This window comes from Methylobacterium sp. M6A4_1b (assembly GCF_053345175.1).
Genome location: NZ_JBKEZQ010000021.1, coordinates 16302 through 36181, shown reverse-complemented (window position 1 = coordinate 36181; position 19880 = coordinate 16302). Strand labels below are relative to the sequence as shown.

Below are 19880 nucleotides of genomic sequence, written 5' to 3'. Positions count from 1 at the left end.
GAAGCGGTCGGACCTCGGAGGTCCTTACCGGGCTTCCCGCATCGCGAGGCGAATACCGTTGAGCTTGGTGCGCAGGGAGGCGTCCACCATGCGGCTGCCGATCTTGACCACGAGGCCGCCGATCAGGCTGGGGTCGATCCTGAGGTCGAGGTCGATCTCCGACCGCGTCACGTCGCGCAGGGAGGCCTTGATCTCCTCGACGACGGCGTCGGAAGGACGCTCGGCGACGGTCACCTCGGCACGGACGATGCCCTTCGACTCGCGCACCAGGGTGCGGAAGCCGCGGATCATGTCGGGGAGCGCGAACAGGCGACGGTTGGCGGCGGCGAGGCGGATGAAGTTGCCGCCGAGGCCACCGATGCCGGACTTCTCCAGGAGGGCGACGATGGCGGCCTCCTGCTCGGCGCCCGAGAAGACCGGGCTGCGCACGAAGCGGCGGAGATCCGCGCTCTCCTTCAGCATGGCGTCGAACTGGTCGAGACTCGCCGCGACGCCATCGATGTCGCGCTCGTCACGCGCCAGTTCGAACAAGGCCGACGCGTAACGCGCCGCTACGCCTGCAACCGGGGAACCCGCCTCGGAACCGTTCTGCGCCACGCGCCGCTCTCTCTTCAATCCTGCCTGAGGGCTCCGGCCGTGTCGCACCGTGTTCGGCGCGGGCTTTCGAAACCGTCAGGATTGGGAACGTGCCGGTCTGCGCGGGCCATGAAAAGCCCGCCCTTCCGGCGCGGCGAGGGCCTAGCATGCGTGTCCGGGGGGCGCAAGACGATGGAACCCGCGCCGGAGCTTTGTGCGACGCGAGATGCCGAACCCCGTTCCGATGCGGGCAAACGGTGGCGAAGGTGAGGCCGCGGCCTCAGCAGGCGATCCGGTCGCAGCGGCGGGTCGCGGCCACCATCCGGGCCAGAGCTTTCGGACCGGGATGGCCGAGGAGGCCGGTATTGCCCAGGACGTAGGAAGGTGTCGCGGAGAGGCCGAGATCGGCCGCCATGCGCATCTGCGCCTTGAGCGCGAGACGGACCTCCTCGCTGTCGGCGACGCTCTCGATCTCTGCCGCGGGCACACCGAGCCTGGCGGCGGCCTGGAGCGCCCCGGGCCCATCGATCTTGCCGGGCTTGCCGAGCAGGGTCCGGTAGAGGCTCCAGGCCGCGGCCGAGCCGAGCCTGCGCTGGATCGCCAGGGCGACCTTGGCGGCCTGAGCGGACTGCACCGCCAGGATCGGGTTGTTGATCAGGCCGATTCGCAGCGACGGGTCGCTCTCGCTGAGCGAGACCATGTCGGCCGCCGCCTTCCGGCAATACGGGCAGTTGTAGTCGAAGAACTCGTACAGGGTCGTCTCGGCCTCTGCCGGGCCGACATAGGTCACGCCGCGCAGGGCCGGGATCTCACCGACGATCTCGCCGGGCAGACGCATGTTGGCGACCGGGCGGCCATCGTCGCTGTCGACCTTGAAGGCCTGGCCGTAACCCTGAGCCAGGCTCGTCCCCGCCGATCCGAGGCCGGCGCCGAGGGCAGCGGAGGCGAGGAGGAAGCGCCGGCGGTCGAGGCCCGGTAACGCGAAGCTCATGGGGCGGCCCTGGAAAGGTGGGGACGGGAAGCGTGGGAACGGCCCGGCTTCTAGACCCGCCGGCGCCGGACCGCCAGACGCGCGCATCAGCGCATCGCCCCGGGCCGGTCGCCCGCCGCCCAGGCGAGGGCCTGTTCCAGGCGGTCGTTGCCCCAGAACAATTCGCCGTCGTCCGTGAGGAAGGTCGGCGCGCCGAAGATGCCGCGCGAGCGGGCCTCCTCGCCGTTGACGCGCAGGCGCCCCTTGTTCGTTTCGGACGCGGCCTGCTTCAGGATGATCGTGCCGTCGAGGCCGAGACCGTCCAGGATCGACACCACGGCGGGCGGCTCGGCGATCGACTGTCCGCGGGCGAACTCGGCCTCGTAGACGGCCTTCGAGAACGGAACGAGCCAGTCGTGGTCCATGCCGTAGGTCGCCGCCCGGGTGGCGCTCAGACTGTTCTGCGGGAAGGGATCGGGACGCTTGACCGGCGGCAGCCCGAGGCGGGCGGCCTCGCGCTCGACGTCGCGCCACATGTGGCGGCCCTTGGCGGCGTAGAGGTTGAAGGGTGAGGAATTCCAGCCCTGTGCGGCGAAGATCGGGCCGACCAGAAAGGGGCGCCAGCGGATCTCGACGCCGGAATCCGCCGCCAGGGCCTCGATCCGCATCGCCGAGAGGTAGGAATAGGTCGATGCGAACTCGTACCAGAATTCGAGGGTCGGCCTGCGCGGCATGCGTCGAATCTCCGGGATCGAGAATGGTCGTCAGTGTCGCCCGCCCGGGGGACCGCGACAAGGCGCTCCCCGACAGCGGCCTCGCTGAGCGAACGCGTCCGACGGCACGGCGGTTGCACGGCCCCGCGCTCCGCTGTTAAGCCGCCGCAATCACGCCGCAGATGCGCACGACGCCGACGCGCACGATGCCCGAACCGGAAGCGAGCCCATGACCGACGCGAACCCGAAGCCCGTCAACAAGGTCGTGCTCGCCTATTCCGGCGGCCTCGACACCTCGATCATCCTGAAGTGGCTGCAGACCACCTATGGCTGCGAGGTCATCACCTTCACGGCCGATCTCGGCCAGGGCGAGGAGCTGGAGCCGGCGCGCAAGAAGGCCGAACTCCTCGGCATCAAGCCCGAAAACATCTTCATCGAGGACCTGCGCGAGGAATTCGTGCGGGACTACGTGTTCCCGATGTTCCGCGCCAATGCCCAGTACGAGGGCGTCTATCTCCTCGGCACCTCCATCGCGCGGCCGCTGATCGCCAAGAAGCAGATCGAGATCGCCGAGAAGCTCGGGGCGGACGCCGTCTGCCACGGCGCCACCGGCAAGGGCAACGACCAGGTCCGGTTCGAGCTCGGCTACTATGCCCTGAAGCCCGATGTCACGGTCATCGCGCCCTGGCGCGAGTGGGACCTGAAGAGCCGCGAGCAGCTCATCGCCTTCGCCGAGCAGCACCAGATCCCGATCTCCAAGGACAAGCGCGGCGAGAGCCCGTTCTCGGTGGACGCCAACCTCCTGCACGCTTCGTCGGAAGGCAAGGTTCTGGAGGATCCCGCCGACGAGGTGCCGGATTACGTCTACTCGCGCACCCGCTCGCCCGAGGAGGCGCCGGACACGCCGACCGTGATCAGCATCGGCTTCGAGAAGGGCGATGCGGTCTCCGTCGACGGCGAGCGGCTGTCTCCGGCGAGCCTGCTCGCCAAGCTCAACCAGCTCGGCCACGACAACGGCATCGGGCGCCTCGACCTCGTCGAAAACCGTTTCGTCGGCATGAAGAGCCGCGGCATGTACGAGACGCCCGGCGGCACCATCCTGCTGCCGGCCCACCGCGCCATCGAGTCGATCACGCTGGACCGGGGTGCCGCGCACCTCAAGGACCAGCTGATGCCGCAATACGCGGAGCTGATCTACAACGGCTTCTGGTTCTCGCCCGAGCGCGAGATGCTGCAGGCCCTGATCGACAAGAGCCAGGAGATGGTCACCGGCGAGGTCCGGCTGAAGCTCTACAAGGGCGGCGTCCACGTCATCGGCCGCACCAGCCCGAACTCGCTCTACGACCAGGACCTCGTGACCTTCGAGGAGGGCGCCGTCGCCTACGACCACCGCGATGCGGCCGGCTTCATCAAGCTCAACGCCCTGCGCCTGCGCACGCTCGCCCAGCGCAAGAAGAAGCTCGGGGCCTGAGGGCCACCCGGGTTGGGCGGGCTCCCTCCCCCGGGGGGATCCGGCTACCCGGTCTGTCTTGCGGAGAACGCCCGCAGGATCTGCGGCACCTCGCCCGAGATCTCCCGGGCGAGAAACCCCACCGGCCCGACCGATCCGGCCAGCCGGGCGCCCGCTTCGCCGTGGAGGTAGACGCCCCACAGGGCGGCCGTCAGCGGATCGGCGCCCCGGGCGAGGATGCCGGTGACGAGGCCCGCGAGGACGTCGCCCGAGCCGGATGTGGCCAATCCGACGCCGCCGCCGGCGAAGTGCCAGCGCGCGCCGCCGGGGGCGACGATCCAGCTCTCGGCGCCCTTCATGACCACCACGGCCCGCAGCATCTCGGCGGCGCACAGGGCCGCATCCAGCGGATCGGCCTCGACCGCCTCGCGCTCCCGGCCGAGGAGCTGGGCCATCTCACCCGCATGCGGCGTCAGCACCGGCGGCGACCTGAGGGCGCGGATCGTCTCGGCATGGGCGGCGAGACCACAGATCGCCCCCGCATCGAGGACGCAGGCAATCTCGTCCTGCTCCGCGAGGAGCGTGCGGACCAGGGCCGTGGTGACCTCGCAGGTGTTCATGCCCGGCCCGAGCAGGACCGCGTCGCAGCGCTGGGCCGCCTTGGCGATCCGCTCCGCCGCCGCCTCGGCCTCGATCTCGCCGGCATCGGTTTCCGGGAGACCGATCACCATGGCCTCCGGCACGGCCAGCGCCAGCGCCACCGCGACGGACTCGACCGAGGCGATCTTGAGCTTGCCCGCGCCGGCGCGCAGGGCCGCGACGCCGGCGAGAAAGACGGCGCCCGGCACCTCGGCGCAGCCGCCGAGGACGAGGACGCTGCCGCGATCGTCCTTGCTGCCGGCCTCCGGGGTCGGGAGCGGGCGCTCCCGCAGGCAGGCCGCGTCGAGTTCGGTCCCGGTCATCGCACGTCTTCCGTCAGCGAGGGTTCGGCGGTGACGGGGGCGCCGGCCCGCTGCACCGGAGCGACGAAATTGTAGCGCGCGAGGTGCAGGCGGCCGGTGGACCCCGCCTCGGCACGGAACGCGTATTCGGTGACGGAGCAGTTCAGCACGTCGCCCTCGGCATCGATGCCGAGGATCTCCACCTCGCTGAGGTTCTCGATGAGGTAGCGCAGGCAGAGCACCACCACCTGGTGGGCGACGATCAGGACGCGCTTCTCGCCGTGATGCAGGGAGACGGTATCCATGGCGCTGCGCAGGCGCAGGACCACGTCGCACCAGCTCTCGCCGCAGGTCGGGCGGTAGTAGAACTTGCCCAGGCGCGCCCGCAATTCGGCCTGCTCGGGATGGAGCGCCTCGATGCCCGTCCGGGTGAGGCGGTCGAGGAGGCCGAGCTCCTTCTCGCGAAGCCGCTCGTCGACGTAATCGTCCGGTGCATCCGGCGCCACGCCGCCGGCCCGGCGGATCTCTGCCACGGTCTGCCGAGCCCTGAGGTAGGGCGAAGCCAGCACCACGTTCGGGCGCTCGGCCTCCGGCATCTCGGCGAACCAGCGCCCGAGCGCCGCGGCCTGCTGCCCGCCGCGATCGCTCAAGGGGACGTCGACGTCACGCTCGGCGATGTCGATGCGCTGGAGCCCGGCATCATGAGCGGCGTCGCGCGCGACGTTACCCGCGCTCTCGCCGTGTCGGACGATCCAGATCCGGCTCGGCCAGCGTTGCAGCATCCGTCATGATCCTCGGCTTGTTCCACCTCGGCAACGTTCCTGCGAGCCGACCCGTTCGCTCCCTGCGTCGTTCGAGACGCGACGGGCGCGCGTCAGGCCGGCCGCCAGCCCGCCTCGGTGCGGGTGAAGTCACCCGGACCGAGATCGGCGTAGCGCAGGAAGATCTGGAGCACCGGCTGCATCTCGCGGTGCTCGGCCGGCAGGTCGCTGCCCGGGCCGTAGGGAGCGTCCGTGTCCACGGCCGGCACGTCGCGGGCATCGTCCCAGCGGATCGCCAGGGTCCGGACACGGGCGACCTGCTCGGCCGTCACGTCGAAGGTGACGTGCTCGGGCGTCTCGCCTGTGGCCTCGTCGCGAAAGACGTCGCCGATATCGTCGGAGGCGAGCTTGGCCAGGGTGTTGTGGTAGGCGTAGCGCCCCGGCTTGAGGACCGCGCAGGCGGTGAACACCGCGAGGGCGTCGCCCAGTGCCCGGTGCTCCTCGTCGGCGCCGTCGTCGTCGCCGGTGACGTTGAAGATGTCGCCGTCGCGGTCGGTGCTGCCGTAGGGCGCGTCGGGATGCACGATGGGCGCGCCGACGCCCTCGGGGTTCCAGGCCACCACCATCCGGCGAATCAGCGCGATGCGCTCCAGGGTGAGTTCGAAGGTCGGCTGGGTCATGGTCGGTCTTTCGCCCGTGGGGCCTTGCGGCGGCTCGGCCCCGTCGCCGGGAATTCGGGGTCGCTGGCAGGTCTGAGGCGGCAGGTAACCGATCGGACCGCCCCGGGCTACCGTTTCAGGCAGCCCATCAGGCCTGAGACGCCGTTCATCCGAGCCTGGATGCGGACGGCCTGGGCCCGTACGCCGCGCGACGGCAAAGCGGGATTGCGCAGGATCGGGTTCGGCAGCACGGCGGCGAGCAGGGCCGCCTCGCCGCGGGTCAGGGCGCGCGCGGGCTTGCCGAACCAGCGTTGGGCCGCGGCCTCCGCACCGAACACACCCTCCCCCCACTCGGCGACGTTGAGGTAGATCTCCATGGTGCGCGCCTTGCCCCACAGGGTGTCGGCCGCCAGAGCCAGGGGAATCTCCAGGGCCTTGCGGATCACCGATCGGCCCGGCCACAGGAAGACGTTCTTCACCGTCTGCATCGGGATCGTCGAGGCGCCCCGGCTCGGCCCCTCCTCGTCGTCGACCACGTCGCGCAGAGCGCCCCAGTCCACACCGTTGTGCAGGCAGTAGCGCTGGTCCTCCGAGGCGACGACCGCCTGGACGAGGTAGGGCGAGATCGCGTCGAGGCCGACAGCCTGCCGGTCGACGGACTTCAGCGTCAACCATCGTCCCAGCATCAGGGTTGAGGGCGGGGTCAGCGCACTATAGACGAGCGCGAGCGCCAATAAGAGGACGAGGCCGATGACGGGGAGGAGCAGGATGAGATTGACGATCCGCCGCAAGCGCCCGCTCCGCCGTCGGCCGGATGCCTCCCGCATCGGCATCGGGCGCGTCGAAACCTGCCGCAACGGCCGCTCCGCGCTCTCCTCCCGATCCTGAATTCGAACCTCCCCCCGCCCACGACACGACCACGTCTGACCGAAGGCCCGACCGAACATGACCTCAACGCAAGGATCCCACGCTTCGGTCAAGGCGGATGCCCCGGTCGATGCGTTTTCCCACAGGCTTGCCACGGTCGCGGATACGGTGGAGGCCTATCTCGCCGAGCGCCTCACCCCGGAGACGCAAGCCGGCGAGATCACGCGGCCCGTGCGCCTGATGGAGGCGATGCGCCACGCCGTCCTCGGCGGCGGGAAGCGCCTGCGCCCGTTCCTCGCGATCGAGACCGCCCGGATGCTCGGCGGCTCGGAGACCGGAGCCCTCGCGGCCGGCTCGGCCATCGAGCTGGTGCACTGCTACTCTCTCGTCCACGACGACATGCCGGCCATGGACGACGACGACATGCGCCGCGGCAAACCCACCGTGCACAAGGCCTATGACGAGGCCACCGCGATCCTGGTGGGCGACGCCCTCCAGACCCTGGCCTTCGAGATCCTGGCCGATTCCGCTTGGCAGCCCGACCCGTCCGTGCGCGCCGACCTCGTGCTCGGCCTCGCCAAGGCCTCGGGCCTCGGCGGCATGGTCGGCGGACAACTCCTCGACCTCGGCGCCGAGGGCCGTTTCGGGGCCGTGTCGCTCGGCGTCGACGACACCCTGCAGATGCAGGCGATGAAGACCGGCGCGATCCTGGCCTTCTCGGTGGAGGCTGGCGCGATCGTCGGCGGTGCCACGCCGGACCAGCGCAGGGTGCTGCTGCGCTACGGCCATGCCCTGGGCCAGGCCTTCCAGATCGCCGACGACATCCTCGACCGAGAGGCCTCGGCCGAGACCATGGGCAAGGCCACCGGCAAGGACAAGGATGCCGGCAAGGCGACCCTCGTCGACCGCCTCGGCCTCGACGGGGCGCGGGCCGAATGCGACCGCCTCGTCGGCGTCTGCGAGGAGGCCGTGGCGTCCTGGGGTGACAAGGCCGAGACCCTGCGGCAGGCGGCGCGGTTCACGGTGGCGCGCAAGGTCTGACGCCGGATCCGACGGCGGGCCGACCGCTTCCGTCCTACGAACACCCTTCGCGAGTTGATCCCATGACCTCCTACAAGCTCCTCCTCCTCCCCGGCGACGGCATCGGCCCCGAGGTAATGGCCGAAGTCGAGAAGGTGATCGGCGCCCTGGACGCGTTGGGTCTCGCCCGTTTCGAGATCGAGCGCGACCTCGTCGGGGGCAGCGCCATCGATGCCCACGGCGAGCCCCTGACCGACGAGGCCCTGGCCCGGGCCGATGCCGCCGACGCCATCCTGCTCGGCGCCGTGGGCGGCCCGAAATGGGCGGATGTCGCCTACGAGATCCGGCCCGAGGCCGGCCTCCTACGCCTGCGCAAGGATCTCGGCCTCTTCGCCAACCTGCGTCCGGCCATCTGCTACCCGGCCCTCGCCGACGCTTCGGCCCTGAAGCGCGAGCTGGTCGAGGGCCTCGACATCATGATCGTGCGCGAGCTCACCGGCGGCGTCTATTTCGGCGAGCCGAAGGAGATCACCACTCTGCCCGACGGCTCGAAGCGCGCCGTCGACACGCAGGTCTACACCACGGCCGAGATCGAGCGGATCGCCCACGTGGCCTTCGATCTCGCGCGCAAGCGCTCGGGCCGGGTCGCCTCGGCCGAGAAGCACAACGTGATGAAGTCGGGCGTCCTCTGGAAGGAGGTCGTGACCCGGGTCCATGCCGAATACGGCGACGTCAGCCTCGAGCACGTGCTGGCCGACAACTGTGCCATGCAGCTGGTCCGCCGCCCGAAGCAGTACGATGTGCTCGTCACCGACAACCTGTTCGGCGACGTGCTCTCGGACGTGGCGGCGATGCTCACCGGCTCGCTCGGCATGCTGCCCTCCGCATCGCTCGGCGCGGTCGATGCCAAGGGTAGCCGCAAGGCCCTCTACGAGCCCGTCCACGGTTCGGCGCCGGACATCGCCGGCAAGGGCTACGCGAACCCGATCGCCATGATCGGCTCGCTCGCCATGTGCCTGCGCTACTCGTTCGGCCTCGGCGAGGCGGCGGACCTGCTGGACGCGGCCGTCACCCGCACCCTCGCCTCCGGCGCCCGCACCCGCGACATCGCCACCGAGGGCGTCACCCCCATCAGCACGGCCGAGATGGGCGATGCGATCATCCGCGAGCTGAAGCACGCCGTCGGCTGACCGCGGCCCGCGAAATCCAAAGACGCGACACGGCAAACGAAAACGGGCCCCTTCGCGGGGCCCGTCGCATGTCCGGCCTGAGGGCTGGACTCAGTAGGGGTTGCCGGAGCGCGAAACGTAGGAGGTCGGGTCGATCGCGTCGACGGCCGAGAAGTCCACGTTGCGGATCGCGCTGGAGCGGGCGCCGATGAAGGGGCCATTGGTGATCGGATCGGACAGGATACCGCCGCCGAAGCGATCGTTGCGGCCGTAGGGCGGCGAGTTCAGGTAGCTGGCCGTGATGAACTGCGGGTTGGTCGCCGGGTTGCTGACCGAGCCGTTATTCGCCTCCACGACGTTGCCGGCATCGAGCCAGCTGCGCGGACGGATGCGGATCGGCAGCGGCTGGCTGACGCGGTAGCCGGCCGGCGCGTAGCGCCCCTGGGCCTCGGCGGCGGTGTTCGCGCCGACGGCTGCGAGCGTGAGGGCACCCATCAGGGCAATCGAGACAGAGCGCATGACGCACCTTCGTTGAAGCTGTGGGACTGTAGGCCGGGCTTCCTTAAGAAACTGAGGCCTTCGTATGTGGGGAAGACGTGCCAATGCGGCCGAGGTTCCCGGATTATGGCCGCGCTTCGCGGGATCGCCGCAGTTTGGCCTCATTTTTTCGTGTGCCCCGATCCGGGATCGATCCCGTCTCGGTCCCGACCTCGCGCGCGGGGACCCGCGCCCCCTGCGGCGTGCATCGCGGATCGCGCCGCGCCTCGAACCTCGCAAAGGCGGCCTCGATCTCCGGAGAAGCTTGACCGTTCAGCGCGACCTTGTCGAGGAGACAGGCGATGGCACGGGATTCGGGCGCCTGCCCCAGGGGGGCACAGAGCCAGCCGTCGAGGCGGAGCGCCACGGCCCCCAGACTGGCGAAACCGGTGCAGATCCGCTTGCCTTCGCCGCCGAGGGTCACCTCCAGGGTTTCCATCGGGCCGAACTTCGTCTCGAGCGTACCCCGCTCGCCGGTGCGGATCACCGCGAGGGCCTGACCGTCCGCGGCCCGGCGGGCCAGGGTGACGAACAGGCCGAGGCCCGGATCGCTCTCGGAGGACTCGGACAGGACAAGGCGCAGGTAGGGGGCCTCGATCGTGTCGAAGCCTCCCTGGACCAGGACATCCTCCCGCCGGCCGCTCATCGGATTGCGGCGCGCGGCCTCCGCGCGGGGCGGCTCGATCGCCTCGGGATCGTCGAGGCGGAAGCGGGGGGCCGATAGGGCGAGCGGCATCGCCGGCCGGATGGCTTGAGCGGCGGCGGGCACGAAGCCGGATCCGCTCTGGGCCTCCGGCGGGGCCGCGACGGGGTGAGATCGTTCCTGCAACCCGACGAAGCTCAAGACTGCGATCACGGCGCTCGCCGCGACGACCTGTGCCGCGCGGCGCACCCACTGGAACGGACGCCGCCTCTCCGCCGTGGCCATCACGACCTGTCCGACGCCGTTCTGCTCGAAAACCGTTCGCATCGCGTTCCGGGGTTGTCCAGCGGCCGCGCACCGCCCGCGCCGATCCTGCCGCGCACCTCGACAAGTCCGGGTTTCCGGAGATGCGGCGGATGCCGGCTTTCGGGCGACAGGGTGAATCCTTGGTATCGACCCATGCGGGCGGCACATGCCGGCCCCGGCTTGCAGCGCGACGTACCCGTCGCGATCTGAGGAGCAGGGGCCGTAGCTTGAGACACAGATTAAGGAATCCATGATCCCCCTTTCCGTCCTCGACCTCGCCTTCGTGCCCGAGGGCGCGACGCCCGCGGATGCCCTGCGCAACAGCGTGGACCTCGCCCGGCATGCGGAGACCTACGACTACCGTCGCTTCTGGCTCGCCGAGCACCACAACATGATCGGCGTCGCCAGCGCGGCGACCGCCGTCGTGATCGGGCACGTCGCGGCGGGCACCCGCACGATTCGCGTCGGCGCGGGCGGTATCATGCTGCCGAACCACGCGCCTCTCGTGATCGCCGAGCAGTTCGGCACCCTGGAGACCCTGTTCCCCGGGCGGATCGACCTCGGGCTCGGGCGTGCCCCCGGCACCGACCCGCGCACCACCCGGGCCTTGCGGCGTTCGCCCGACGCCGCCGACACCTTCCCGCAGGACGTGCTGGAGTTGCAGGCGCTCCTCGGCGATCCGCAGCCCGGGCAGGCGGTCCAGGCCGTTCCGGGAACCGGCCTGAAGGTGCCGCTGTGGATTCTCGGTTCGAGCACCTACGGCGCACAGCTCGCCGCGATGCTGGGGCTTCCCTATGCCTTCGCCTCGCACTTCGCGCCCGAGCAGCTTTTGCCCGCGCTCGCCGTCTATCGCGACCGCTTCCAGCCCTCGGCCCAGCTGAGCCGGCCGCATGCGATGATCGGCGTCAACGTGGTGGCGGCCGAGACCGACGCCGAGGCGCGCAGGCTGTTCACCTCGGCCCAGCAGCAATTCACCAACCTGGTGCGCGGCACACGCGGCCTCCTGCGTCCGCCCATCGACGACATCGAGACCTATTGGACTCCCCACGAAAAGGCACAGGCCTCACGGATGCTGGCGCGTGCGCTCGTCGGCTCGCGCGAGACCGTACGGCAGGGGCTCGCCGACCTGATCCGGGAGACCGGCGCCGACGAGATCATGGTCGCCGCGGCGATCCACGAGCCGGCGGCGCGGCGGCGCTCCTACGCGATCCTCGCGGAGGCGCGAAACGCCCTCGGCTCCGCCCCGGCCGCCCTGGTGGCGTGATCGGGGCGCCCGACCCTTGACAGCGGCGGGAGCGAGGCGTCTTGCTCCCGCGCTTGGCGACTCATGCTGCGATGCGGCGGGCGTCAGACGGAGCGGACCGGGATCGGGCCGCGAAAACCTTCGCGGCCGGAGGGCCGCCGGCCATGGCAGGTGGCTCGGCGCACGGCAGGGAGGCTTGAGAACGGCGCCGGACCCGGACGCTGCGGCTCGCCAGACAGGCGGGCGCCGCCCCGGCCCTCGGCGCCCGCGCAGAGCGGAGTGATGAGCAATGGGTTACAAGGTCGCCGTCGTGGGTGCCACGGGCAATGTGGGCCGCGAGATGCTAGACATCCTGTCCGAGCGCGCCTTTCCGGCGGACGAGGTGGTGGCGATCGCCTCGCGCCGCTCGGCCGGCCAGGACGTGTCCTTCGGCGACAAGATCCTGAAGGTGAAGGCGCTCGATTCCTACGACTTCTCCGACACCGACATCTGCCTGATGTCGGCCGGCGGCGAGACCTCGAAGGAATGGTCGCCCCGCATCGGCCAGTCCGGCTGCGTCGTGATCGATAACTCGTCGGCGTTCCGCTACCATCAGGACGTGCCGCTGATCGTTCCGGAAGTGAACCCGGACGCCATCCATGGCTTCTCGAAGCTCAACATCATCGCCAACCCGAACTGCTCCACGGCGCAGCTCGTGGTCGCGCTGAAGCCCCTGCACGACGCGGCCACCATCAAGCGCGTGGTGGTGGCGACCTACCAGTCGGTCTCCGGCGCCGGCAAGGACGCGATGGACGAACTCTTCCAGCAGACCCGCTCGGTCTTCACCGCCGGCGAGATCAAGGCCGAGAAGTTCCCCAAGCGCATCGCCTTCAACGTCATCCCGCACATCGACGTGTTCATGGAGGACGGTTACACGAAGGAAGAGTGGAAGATGGTCGCCGAGACCAAGAAGATGCTCGACCCCAAGATCAAGCTCACGGCCACCGCCGTGCGCGTGCCGGTCTTCATCGGCCATGCCGAGGCGGTGAACGTCGAGTTCGAGCGCCCGATCACAGCCGAGCAGGCCACCGCGATCCTGCGCTCGGCCCCCGGTCTCATGGTCGTCGATAAGCGTGAGCCCGGGGGCTACATGACTCCCCACGAGGCCGCGGGCGAGGACGCCACCTACGTCTCCCGCATCCGCGAGGACGCCACGGTGGAGAACGGCCTGAATTTCTGGTGCGTGGCCGACAACCTGCGCAAGGGCGCCGCGCTCAACACGGTGCAGATCGCCGAGATGCTGGTGAACCGGAAGCTTTTGAAGCGGCAGCAGGCGGCCTGAGCTGCGTAACGACCCTTGGTCCCCGATCCCGGGGACCGGACTTCCTCGAACGCCGTCCCGCTCGCGGGGCGGCGTTTCGCGTTGGAACTGGCCATCTCCGCCCACACCTGGACCACGGGGAAGCGGGCGAATCATCGTGCGTCCGCGCGACGATGCGGCGGGGGCCGTCCGCCGAGCCGTGAGGGAGCCGATGGACGGGCCCGCCTGACCGCGCCCGGACTTAAGACAAAGTTCCTTGAATATTTTCCTATAATCGCTTATCCGTTCATGGAACATACCATGAACGAAGGCGATCGCGATGACAGAGGTTCAACGGCGTACCGTCCTCGGGACCGCCACCGAAGCGCGTAACCTGCGCCTCCTCCTCGCGGTGCTGCGGACAGAGACCGAGCTGGTCCGCCTTCGCCGGGCTTTGAGCCGGAAGTACAGCCCGGATCAGGCGCGGGCGCCCGCGGGCCAGAGCGACGGCGGGCGCTGGGTGTCGGACGGCGGCGCCGGCAGAGATGCTACCGACCGGTCGCGGAGCGGGCGCTGGGCGTCCCTCGATGCGACCGATCCGGATTCAGAGGCGCCGCAACGCACCCTGCTGGACGGCGGCGGGGAGGTGCTGACCCTGCGGATCCGATCCGGGCGAGGCGACTGGGAGGAGCAGCACACCGTCGTCACCCCGGCCGGCGAGACCCGGATCTTCGAGAATGCGGGCGAGACCCAGGCGATCCGCGACGGGCAGTCGGGCGCCGTGCTGTCGCGGACGACGTTCTCGCCCTCCGGCATCGAAGCGGAAGCGACGGCACAGTCAGCCTTCCTGCCGGTTGTGCCTTTCGTCGTTGGGCCGGCGGTCGCGGCGACGATGGAAGCCGCAGCCCTTCTGTTCGTCGTCCTGCGTGGCCGCAAGGATGGCTTCGGAACCGCCATGGGATTGACGGCGCGAGGTTACGAGTTCGATCCGAAGGACAGGATCAGCCTACCGACACCCTGGGTTGGCCAACTGGATAAGAGCGCCCTTTCGAGGGCTTGCCCACGCAGTGGTGAAGTACAGGAAAAGACAGACGAGGTGGCTCGGGATATCGAGGCCCGGCTCCCAAATCTGACAGCCCAGCAATTCGGAAACGCTCTCCACAGCAGGCTAGCCGGATATTATCAGAAGCTGGAGGATCCCGACATGAGAGCTGAGCTATCCCTTGACGGCACGGAAACCGAAGCTCGCTATGGTACAGCAGGAACCTTACGGCTAGATCTTTACGAAAAAACCCCCAACAATATGGTCTGTATCTATGACTATAAGACTGGTGGCGCCGAAATGACGGCATCACGAGCCCTGCAACTCGCTCACGTCGCCAGATTGTTCTATCCCTATGCGAAGGGGATCGTCATCGTTCAAGTTAAGCCACGTCTCCCAGAGAAGAAAGGATGGGTGCGCCATTGAGCACGGCCGCAAAGATCAAGCGCCTCGTCAAGCCGCTCTTGAAGCGCAATCCAGATCTCGTTCTGGTTGGCAAGGATACGCTATGGCTGCACCCCATTCATAAATTCGGCCGCCACATCCATTTCCGTAGAGGGAAAAGCCAATATTTCACTTTAAGCTGGCACTTATCGGCATTGTTTACACCCGCACTCTGGATAGCTCCACACCCGGGATGTTTCGACGATGGAATCGGGCGGTCGAGCCTGAGACCATCGATCTATCCCCCCCTCCGTCGTGGGCCTGAAATCTACAGAACCCACACAATATACTTGTCGAGCGGGACAGGAATTTGGGAATATGGGGACAACAAACTCCAGGATGACCTGATCCTGCAAGTCGAGAAGTCGCTCCGCCTCATGAGATCGCTGGATACGCTGGAGACATGCCTGGCTTTCCTGCGCTCCTACAGCATCACTCGTATGGGTCAGATCGAGCACTGGCCGATGATCCTGGATCTGACGGCGGGCGATCTCGATGCCGCCAGGGAAACCTGGCTCAGTGCCCGCAAGGGACACCGTCCAAGTGCCCGGGAGGAACCGATGGGGTTCTTCGAACGAATTGAACATCGCTGGTCTGAACTCGACGCGCCTCTGATGGAGAAGGACAGGGCAGGCCTTGGCGCCCTGCTGAACCGTTGGGAGTCGGAAAATGTTCGCTCCATTGGCATCGAGAACCTCTGGACGCCGACATCATTTCCATTTGAAATTGAGAAATAACCTGGAGGCGCATGCCTTTTTTTAAAGCTCGGTAATCATTTATTAGATAGAGGCCATAACGACATGCGTCCGAGGGAGCACCTCAATCTCTTAATAAGACCGTTGCTTGATCGAAATGCGGATCTCATCTTCATCGACGACGTGCTTTGGATTCGACCCGTTCATCACTTTGGCCGATGCATTTTGATCCATGCAGACGCGGATCATTGCTTCAGATTGGAATGGAAGATTCCCTGCCTCTTCGTTCCGTTCGCCCATCCGATCCAATATCCGGATTGGATCAGCCATTTGATCGAACGATCAAGTGTCGTCCGCTGGGTCGATTATCATCCGAAACACGAGGCCCTCACCCGTAAAGGTGATCATGCATATATGAATTGGGGTCGAACGTATTGGAATTACGAAGACCCAAGCATCACTGAAGATTTCGTACACCAGATCGAAGCGTCCCTGCGGCTGCTGCGATCCTTGGACACAATGGAAAAATGCGTCGCTTTTCTACACATGAACTTTTTGCGTGTCTCGCAGAGCGTGCAGGACTGGACGATGTTCGCTTATCTCGGCCTCGGGCATATCGGTCCAGCGCGAGCTCACTGGATCAGTGTGCGGGAGGAATACGCCCAAGGCTTGGTGGACCGCCCGACAACACCACTGCAGCTTCGCACCAGCCGCCTCTGGAGGCTTGACGAGCCCCTGATCAACGGCGACCGCCATGCCCTCGCGAAACTTCTGGAAGAATGGGAGTTCGAAAACGTCACGACTCTCAAGCTCGACAAGATCTGGGAACGCAGTGCATTCCCCATGGACGATGGAATTTAAAAGTCTGCCCTCCGATTCCTTGTCGACATCCTCGCTCACTTCAGATCGGTGACATCGGCATATCCCCTGTCGCATCGATGGGACGGTTGCCGTGGCTGCCGATCGATGCCGCCTCCGCCTCCAAAGCCCTCACATCGCCCCCGCTGATCGCCGGCAGACACCGCGTGATCCGCGCGATGTCCCAATCCCACCATGCGACGGCCTGAAGCCGGGCGGCGGCCTCCGGCGGCATGCGCATCCGCACGAGAGTGGCCGGGTTGCCGGCGACGATGGCGTAGGGGGACACGTCGCGGGTGACCACCGAATTCGCCGCCACCACGACGCCATCGCCGATGGCGACGCCCGGCAGGATCGTCGCGTCGTGGCCGAGCCAGACGTCGTTCCCGATCACCGTGTCGCCCCGGTTCGGGAAGGCCGTCTCTCCGGGGAAGCGTCCGGCCCAGGCGCCGCCGAAGATCGCGAACGGGTAGGTGGACGGTGCGTCCAGGCGATGGTTGCCGCCGTTCATGAGGAAGCGCGTGCCGGTCGCCACAGCGCAGAAGCGGCCGATGCGCAGGCGGTCGCCCAGGAAGGCGAAGTGGTAGAGGATGTTGTCGAGGAAGGCCTGCGGCCCGGCGGGGTCGTCGTAATAAGTATAGGCGCCGATCTCGACGTTCGGCGGCAGGGCGAGGTTGCGCAGGAAGGTGACGCGCGGCTGGCCCGGCAGAGGGTGAAGCGCGTCCGGGTCGGGGCCGAGGCGGGGATCGTGGGGCATGGTCGGGACTCCGAGGTGTTCGGTTTCGCGGACAATCGCACGACCCGCCCGTTCCTGCGCCTCAACGCTCTTCCATGACGCGGGACATGTCGACACGCCCGACTTTCGTCGGAGGTCTCAATGTCATTCCGGGGCGCCGAAGGCGAGCCCGGATCCGAAGGGGCACGCCAGCGGCGTGCGGTCCAGATCCGCCGACGGTGTCGGGCCTTGCACCACCTGCGATCCTGGATTCCGGGCTCCGCTGCGCGACCCCGGAATGACGGGGTGGCATGTCCGTCGTCGTGCGAAGCCACGCCGGACCCGAGTGCACAATGAACTTGAAAACCGACCCGAACCGGCGTACTTACAAGGCATCAGTTCTGGTTGCAGTTGTGAGACTGCGGTTCGGGAGTGGGCCCCACCGGGTCCGCTCTTTTTTATTGCCGCAATGCCTCCCGCGCCGGATCGCCTCGGACAAGGCCGGACTTCAAGCGCAGCATGGCGGACAACCACAACAGCGAGCTCACCGAGAAGCGCCTCATCACCGAGACCGGTGTGGCCGCGCGCGTGGTGCAGGTCATCGAGGGCTCGATCCAGGGCCTGGGCTACCGGGTGGTCCGGGTGAAGGTGTCGAGCGCCAATGGCTGCACGGTGCAGATCATGGCCGAGCGGCCGGACGGCACCATGACGGTGGACGATTGCGAAGCGGTGAGCCGGGCGATCTCGCCACTCCTCGACCTCGATGACCCGATCGGCAAGCCCTACTACCTCGAGATCTCCTCGCCGGGGATCGACCGGCCGCTGGTGCGGGCCGTCGATTTCGCGCGCTGGGCCGGCTACGAGGCCAAGATCGAGCTCGCCGTGCCGATGGACGGCCGCAAGCGCTTCCGCGGCATCATCGGCGCACCGAACCCCGACGGACTCACCGTTCCGATCGACCTGCCCGATGTGAAGGAAGGCCTGCCGAGCCGCATCGACCTGCCGCTGCGCGACCTCGGCGACGCCTATCTGGTGCTCACCGACGAATTGGTCCGCGAGTCCCTGCGCCGCGGCGGTCCGCCGGTCCTCGACGACGAGGCAGACGAGGACGAGGCGGAAATCGAAACCGAACCGGCGCCCACCCCGCTCAAGAAGAAGATTTCCCGTCCCCTGAAGCCCAAAGCCTCGCAGCGGCCGAAGCCCGTGAAGGTCGAGACCGAAGAGAGTCTCGCCATCAAGGCCCGGAACAAGGCGAAGCCCGTCCGCACCAAGGCGGTGCGGGTGAAGGAAGACGGCAAGCTCCACTAAGTCGCCCGAATCCCCACCACGCCAAGCGGCGAAGGGGATCGTGCCGGAACACGACGAAGAGAAGGACGAAAACCGATGGCTGTCGTCAGCGCCAACAGGCTCGAACTCCTGCAGATCGCCGAAGCGGTCGCCCGCGAGAAGGTGATCGACCGCTCCATCGTCATCGACGCGATGGAAGAGGCCATCGCCAAGGCCGCACGCTCCCGCTACGGCGCCGAGACGGACGTGCACGCCGAGATCGACCCGAAGACCGGTGCTCTTCGGTTGTCGCGCCACCTCGTGGTGGTCGATCAGGTCGAGAACGACGCCCGCGAGGTCACCCTGGAGCAGGCCCGCCGCTACAACCCCGGCGCCCTCGTGGGCGACGTCATCTCAGACACCCTGCCGCCCTTCGACTTCGGCCGTGTCGCCGCCCAGTCGGCCAAGCAGGTCATCGTCCAGAAGGTCCGCGACGCCGAGCGTGACCGCCAGTTCGACGAGTACAAGGATCGTATCGGCGAGGTCGTGAACGGTCTGGTCAAGCGGGTCGAATACGGCAACGTCATCGTGGACCTCGGACGCGGCGAGGGCATCGTCCGCCGCGACGAGATGATTCCGCGCGAGACCTTCCGGCCGGGCGACCGCATCCGCTCCTACCTGTTCGACGTGCGCCGCGAGGTGCGCGGGCCGCAGATCTTCCTCTCACGCTCGCACCCGCAATTCATGGCCAAGCTCTTCGGACAGGAAGTTCCGGAGATCTACGACGGCATCGTCGAGGTGAAGGCGGTGGCCCGCGATCCGGGCTCCCGCGCCAAGATCGCTGTGATCTCGCGCGATGGTTCGATCGATCCGGTCGGCGCCTGCGTGGGCATGCGCGGCTCCCGCGTCCAGGCGGTCGTCGGCGAGCTTCAGGGCGAGAAGATCGACATCATTCCATGGTCCGAGGACCAGGCCACCTTCATCGTCAACGCGCTGCAGCCGGCGGAAGTCGTGAAGGTGGTGCTCGACGAGGAGGCCGACCGCATCGAGGTGGTGGTGCCCGACGACCAGCTTTCCCTGGCCATCGGCCGCCGCGGACAGAACGTGCGCCTCGCCTCGCAGCTCACCGGCTGGGACATCGACATCCTGACCGAGGCCGAGGAATCCGAGCGCCGGCAGAAGGAGTTCGCCGAGCGCACCGCGACCTTCATGGAAGCCCTCGACGTCGACGAGACCGTGGGTCAGCTCCTGGCGGCGGAAGGTTTCCGCAACGTCGAGGAGATCGCCTATGTCGAGCCGGGCGAACTCGCCAACATCCAGGGCCTCGACGAGGAAAGCGGCACCGAGATCCAGGCGCGCGCCCAGGATCACCTGGCTCGCGTCGAATCGGAATTCGATGCCAAGCGCCAGGAACTTGGCGTGCAGGACGAGTTGCGTGAGATCGACGGCATCACCACGCCGATGCTGGTGGCCCTGGGCGAGAACGATGTGAAGACGATCGAGGACCTGGCCGGCTGCGCCACCGACGATCTCGTCGGCTACACCGAGGGGCGCGGCCCCGAGGCCAAGCGCCACGCCGGTTACCTCGACGGCTTCGAGATCTCGCGGGCCGAGGCCGAGGCCATGGTCATGGCCGCTCGCGTCCATGCCGGTTGGATCGAGGCCCCGGCAGAGCCCGAAGCGACCGAGGCCACGGACGAGGAGCCGGCCTCGGCCTGAGGCGGCG

General features: G+C 67.9%; 20 protein-coding genes. 10 read left to right on the top strand and 10 right to left on the bottom strand.

The annotated features are described in order from the left end of the window. Positions 1 to 24: 24 nt before the first annotated feature. The 3 genes from ACLBWX_RS17795 to ACLBWX_RS17785 form a co-directional block, all read right to left on the bottom strand. Positions 25 to 597: a F0F1 ATP synthase subunit delta gene (locus ACLBWX_RS17795; RefSeq protein ID WP_447678333.1), complete on the bottom strand. Its 573-nt coding sequence runs from the start codon at positions 595 to 597 to the stop codon at positions 25 to 27. Positions 598 to 856: 259 nt separating this feature from the next. Then, complete coding sequence (locus ACLBWX_RS17790; RefSeq protein WP_447678332.1) at positions 857 to 1567, bottom strand: DsbA family protein; 711 nt, start codon at positions 1565 to 1567, stop codon at positions 857 to 859. A gap of 86 nt (positions 1568 to 1653) precedes the next feature. Further along, positions 1654 to 2280, bottom strand: a complete 627-nt coding sequence (locus ACLBWX_RS17785; RefSeq protein ID WP_447678331.1) for a DsbA family protein — start codon at positions 2278 to 2280, stop codon at positions 1654 to 1656. 208 nt (positions 2281 to 2488) lie between these two features. Here ACLBWX_RS17785 and ACLBWX_RS17780 point away from each other — a divergent pair, with 208 nt between their 5' ends. Then, positions 2489 to 3730 carry an argininosuccinate synthase gene (locus ACLBWX_RS17780; RefSeq protein ID WP_447678330.1) on the top strand — a complete coding sequence of 414 codons (1242 nt, stop codon included), beginning with the start codon at positions 2489 to 2491 and terminating at the stop codon, positions 3728 to 3730. Positions 3731 to 3774: 44 nt separating this feature from the next. Here ACLBWX_RS17780 and ACLBWX_RS17775 read toward each other — a convergent pair whose 3' ends face one another. From ACLBWX_RS17775 to mtgA, 4 genes are all read right to left on the bottom strand, one after another. Beyond that, positions 3775 to 4671: an NAD(P)H-hydrate dehydratase gene (locus ACLBWX_RS17775; RefSeq protein ID WP_447678329.1), complete on the bottom strand. Its 897-nt coding sequence runs from the start codon at positions 4669 to 4671 to the stop codon at positions 3775 to 3777. After that, on the bottom strand, positions 4668 to 5432 hold the full coding sequence (locus tag ACLBWX_RS17770) for a histidine phosphatase family protein (protein ID WP_447678328.1): 765 nt from the start codon (positions 5430 to 5432) through the stop codon (positions 4668 to 4670). The genes ACLBWX_RS17775 and ACLBWX_RS17770 overlap by 4 nt, the downstream gene beginning before the upstream one ends. Before the next feature lie 92 nt (positions 5433 to 5524). Next, complete coding sequence (locus ACLBWX_RS17765; protein ID WP_447678327.1) at positions 5525 to 6091, bottom strand: hypothetical protein; 567 nt, start codon at positions 6089 to 6091, stop codon at positions 5525 to 5527. Positions 6092 to 6198: 107 nt separating this feature from the next. After that, on the bottom strand, positions 6199 to 6897 hold the full coding sequence (mtgA, locus tag ACLBWX_RS17760; RefSeq protein ID WP_447678326.1) for a monofunctional biosynthetic peptidoglycan transglycosylase: 699 nt from the start codon (positions 6895 to 6897) through the stop codon (positions 6199 to 6201). A 118-nt stretch (positions 6898 to 7015) separates the two neighbouring features. Here mtgA and ACLBWX_RS17755 point away from each other — a divergent pair, with 118 nt between their 5' ends. Further along, a complete protein-coding gene (locus tag ACLBWX_RS17755) occupies positions 7016 to 7978 on the top strand; it encodes a polyprenyl synthetase family protein (protein WP_447678325.1) in 963 nt (320 codons plus the stop codon). A gap of 62 nt (positions 7979 to 8040) precedes the next feature. Then, positions 8041 to 9147: a 3-isopropylmalate dehydrogenase gene (leuB, locus tag ACLBWX_RS17750; protein ID WP_447678324.1), complete on the top strand. Its 1107-nt coding sequence runs from the start codon at positions 8041 to 8043 to the stop codon at positions 9145 to 9147. Positions 9148 to 9237: 90 nt separating this feature from the next. Here leuB and ACLBWX_RS17745 read toward each other — a convergent pair whose 3' ends face one another. Both ACLBWX_RS17745 and ACLBWX_RS17740 read right to left on the bottom strand, forming a co-directional pair. Further along, a complete protein-coding gene (locus ACLBWX_RS17745; protein WP_447678323.1) occupies positions 9238 to 9645 on the bottom strand; it encodes a hypothetical protein in 408 nt (135 codons plus the stop codon). 103 nt (positions 9646 to 9748) lie between these two features. Next, a complete protein-coding gene (locus ACLBWX_RS17740; RefSeq protein ID WP_447678322.1) occupies positions 9749 to 10633 on the bottom strand; it encodes a hypothetical protein in 885 nt (294 codons plus the stop codon). A 229-nt stretch (positions 10634 to 10862) separates the two neighbouring features. Between ACLBWX_RS17740 and ACLBWX_RS17735 the strand changes: the two genes are divergently transcribed. From ACLBWX_RS17735 to ACLBWX_RS17715, 5 genes are all read left to right on the top strand, one after another. Then, entirely contained in the window at positions 10863 to 11876 is a 1014-nt protein-coding gene (locus ACLBWX_RS17735; RefSeq protein ID WP_447678321.1) for an LLM class flavin-dependent oxidoreductase, read from the top strand. A 268-nt stretch (positions 11877 to 12144) separates the two neighbouring features. Beyond that, positions 12145 to 13176, top strand: a complete 1032-nt coding sequence (locus ACLBWX_RS17730) for an aspartate-semialdehyde dehydrogenase (protein ID WP_447678320.1) — start codon at positions 12145 to 12147, stop codon at positions 13174 to 13176. 298 nt (positions 13177 to 13474) lie between these two features. Next, positions 13475 to 14602 carry a hypothetical protein gene (locus tag ACLBWX_RS17725; RefSeq protein ID WP_447678319.1) on the top strand — a complete coding sequence of 376 codons (1128 nt, stop codon included), beginning with the start codon at positions 13475 to 13477 and terminating at the stop codon, positions 14600 to 14602. Further along, a complete protein-coding gene (locus ACLBWX_RS17720) occupies positions 14587 to 15357 on the top strand; it encodes a hypothetical protein (RefSeq protein ID WP_447678318.1) in 771 nt (256 codons plus the stop codon). The genes ACLBWX_RS17725 and ACLBWX_RS17720 overlap by 16 nt, the downstream gene beginning before the upstream one ends. 216 nt (positions 15358 to 15573) lie before the next feature. Next, positions 15574 to 16176, top strand: coding sequence for a hypothetical protein (locus ACLBWX_RS17715; RefSeq protein ID WP_447678317.1), 603 nt, complete (start codon positions 15574 to 15576; stop codon positions 16174 to 16176). A 40-nt stretch (positions 16177 to 16216) separates the two neighbouring features. Here the strand turns inward: ACLBWX_RS17715 and ACLBWX_RS17710 are convergent, their stop codons facing one another. Further along, a complete protein-coding gene (locus ACLBWX_RS17710) occupies positions 16217 to 16930 on the bottom strand; it encodes a CatB-related O-acetyltransferase (RefSeq protein WP_447678316.1) in 714 nt (237 codons plus the stop codon). A 477-nt stretch (positions 16931 to 17407) separates the two neighbouring features. Here ACLBWX_RS17710 and rimP point away from each other — a divergent pair, with 477 nt between their 5' ends. Together rimP and nusA are read left to right on the top strand one after the other, a co-directional pair. Further along, positions 17408 to 18196: a ribosome maturation factor RimP gene (gene rimP / locus ACLBWX_RS17705; RefSeq protein WP_447678315.1), complete on the top strand. Its 789-nt coding sequence runs from the start codon at positions 17408 to 17410 to the stop codon at positions 18194 to 18196. A gap of 75 nt (positions 18197 to 18271) precedes the next feature. Continuing rightward, positions 18272 to 19873: a transcription termination factor NusA gene (gene nusA, locus ACLBWX_RS17700; RefSeq protein WP_447678314.1), complete on the top strand. Its 1602-nt coding sequence runs from the start codon at positions 18272 to 18274 to the stop codon at positions 19871 to 19873. Positions 19874 to 19880 lie beyond the last annotated feature (7 nt).

Bases quoted from the DNA above. Each gene is read 5' to 3' on its own strand.
- ACLBWX_RS17790 (WP_447678332.1), bottom strand. From the start codon at position 1,567: ATGAGCTTCGCGTTACCGGGCCTCGACCGCCGGCGCTTCCTCCTCGCC.
- ACLBWX_RS17785 (WP_447678331.1), bottom strand. From the start codon at position 2,280: ATGCCGCGCAGGCCGACCCTCGAATTCTGGTACGAGTTCGCATCGACC.
- ACLBWX_RS17780 (WP_447678330.1), top strand. From the start codon at position 2,489: ATGACCGACGCGAACCCGAAGCCCGTCAACAAGGTCGTGCTCGCCTAT.
- ACLBWX_RS17775 (WP_447678329.1), bottom strand. From the start codon at position 4,671: ATGACCGGGACCGAACTCGACGCGGCCTGCCTGCGGGAGCGCCCGCTC.
- ACLBWX_RS17770 (WP_447678328.1), bottom strand. From the start codon at position 5,432: ATGCTGCAACGCTGGCCGAGCCGGATCTGGATCGTCCGACACGGCGAG.
- ACLBWX_RS17765 (WP_447678327.1), bottom strand. From the start codon at position 6,091: ATGACCCAGCCGACCTTCGAACTCACCCTGGAGCGCATCGCGCTGATT.
- mtgA (WP_447678326.1), bottom strand. From the start codon at position 6,897: ATGCGGGAGGCATCCGGCCGACGGCGGAGCGGGCGCTTGCGGCGGATC.
- ACLBWX_RS17755 (WP_447678325.1), top strand. From the start codon at position 7,016: ATGACCTCAACGCAAGGATCCCACGCTTCGGTCAAGGCGGATGCCCCG.
- leuB (WP_447678324.1), top strand. From the start codon at position 8,041: ATGACCTCCTACAAGCTCCTCCTCCTCCCCGGCGACGGCATCGGCCCC.
- ACLBWX_RS17745 (WP_447678323.1), bottom strand. From the start codon at position 9,645: ATGCGCTCTGTCTCGATTGCCCTGATGGGTGCCCTCACGCTCGCAGCC.
- ACLBWX_RS17740 (WP_447678322.1), bottom strand. From the start codon at position 10,633: ATGCGAACGGTTTTCGAGCAGAACGGCGTCGGACAGGTCGTGATGGCC.
- ACLBWX_RS17735 (WP_447678321.1), top strand. From the start codon at position 10,863: ATGATCCCCCTTTCCGTCCTCGACCTCGCCTTCGTGCCCGAGGGCGCG.
- ACLBWX_RS17730 (WP_447678320.1), top strand. From the start codon at position 12,145: ATGGGTTACAAGGTCGCCGTCGTGGGTGCCACGGGCAATGTGGGCCGC.
- ACLBWX_RS17725 (WP_447678319.1), top strand. From the start codon at position 13,475: ATGACAGAGGTTCAACGGCGTACCGTCCTCGGGACCGCCACCGAAGCG.
- ACLBWX_RS17720 (WP_447678318.1), top strand. From the start codon at position 14,587: ATGGGTGCGCCATTGAGCACGGCCGCAAAGATCAAGCGCCTCGTCAAG.
- ACLBWX_RS17710 (WP_447678316.1), bottom strand. From the start codon at position 16,930: ATGCCCCACGATCCCCGCCTCGGCCCCGACCCGGACGCGCTTCACCCT.
- rimP (WP_447678315.1), top strand. From the start codon at position 17,408: ATGGCGGACAACCACAACAGCGAGCTCACCGAGAAGCGCCTCATCACC.
- nusA (WP_447678314.1), top strand. From the start codon at position 18,272: ATGGCTGTCGTCAGCGCCAACAGGCTCGAACTCCTGCAGATCGCCGAA.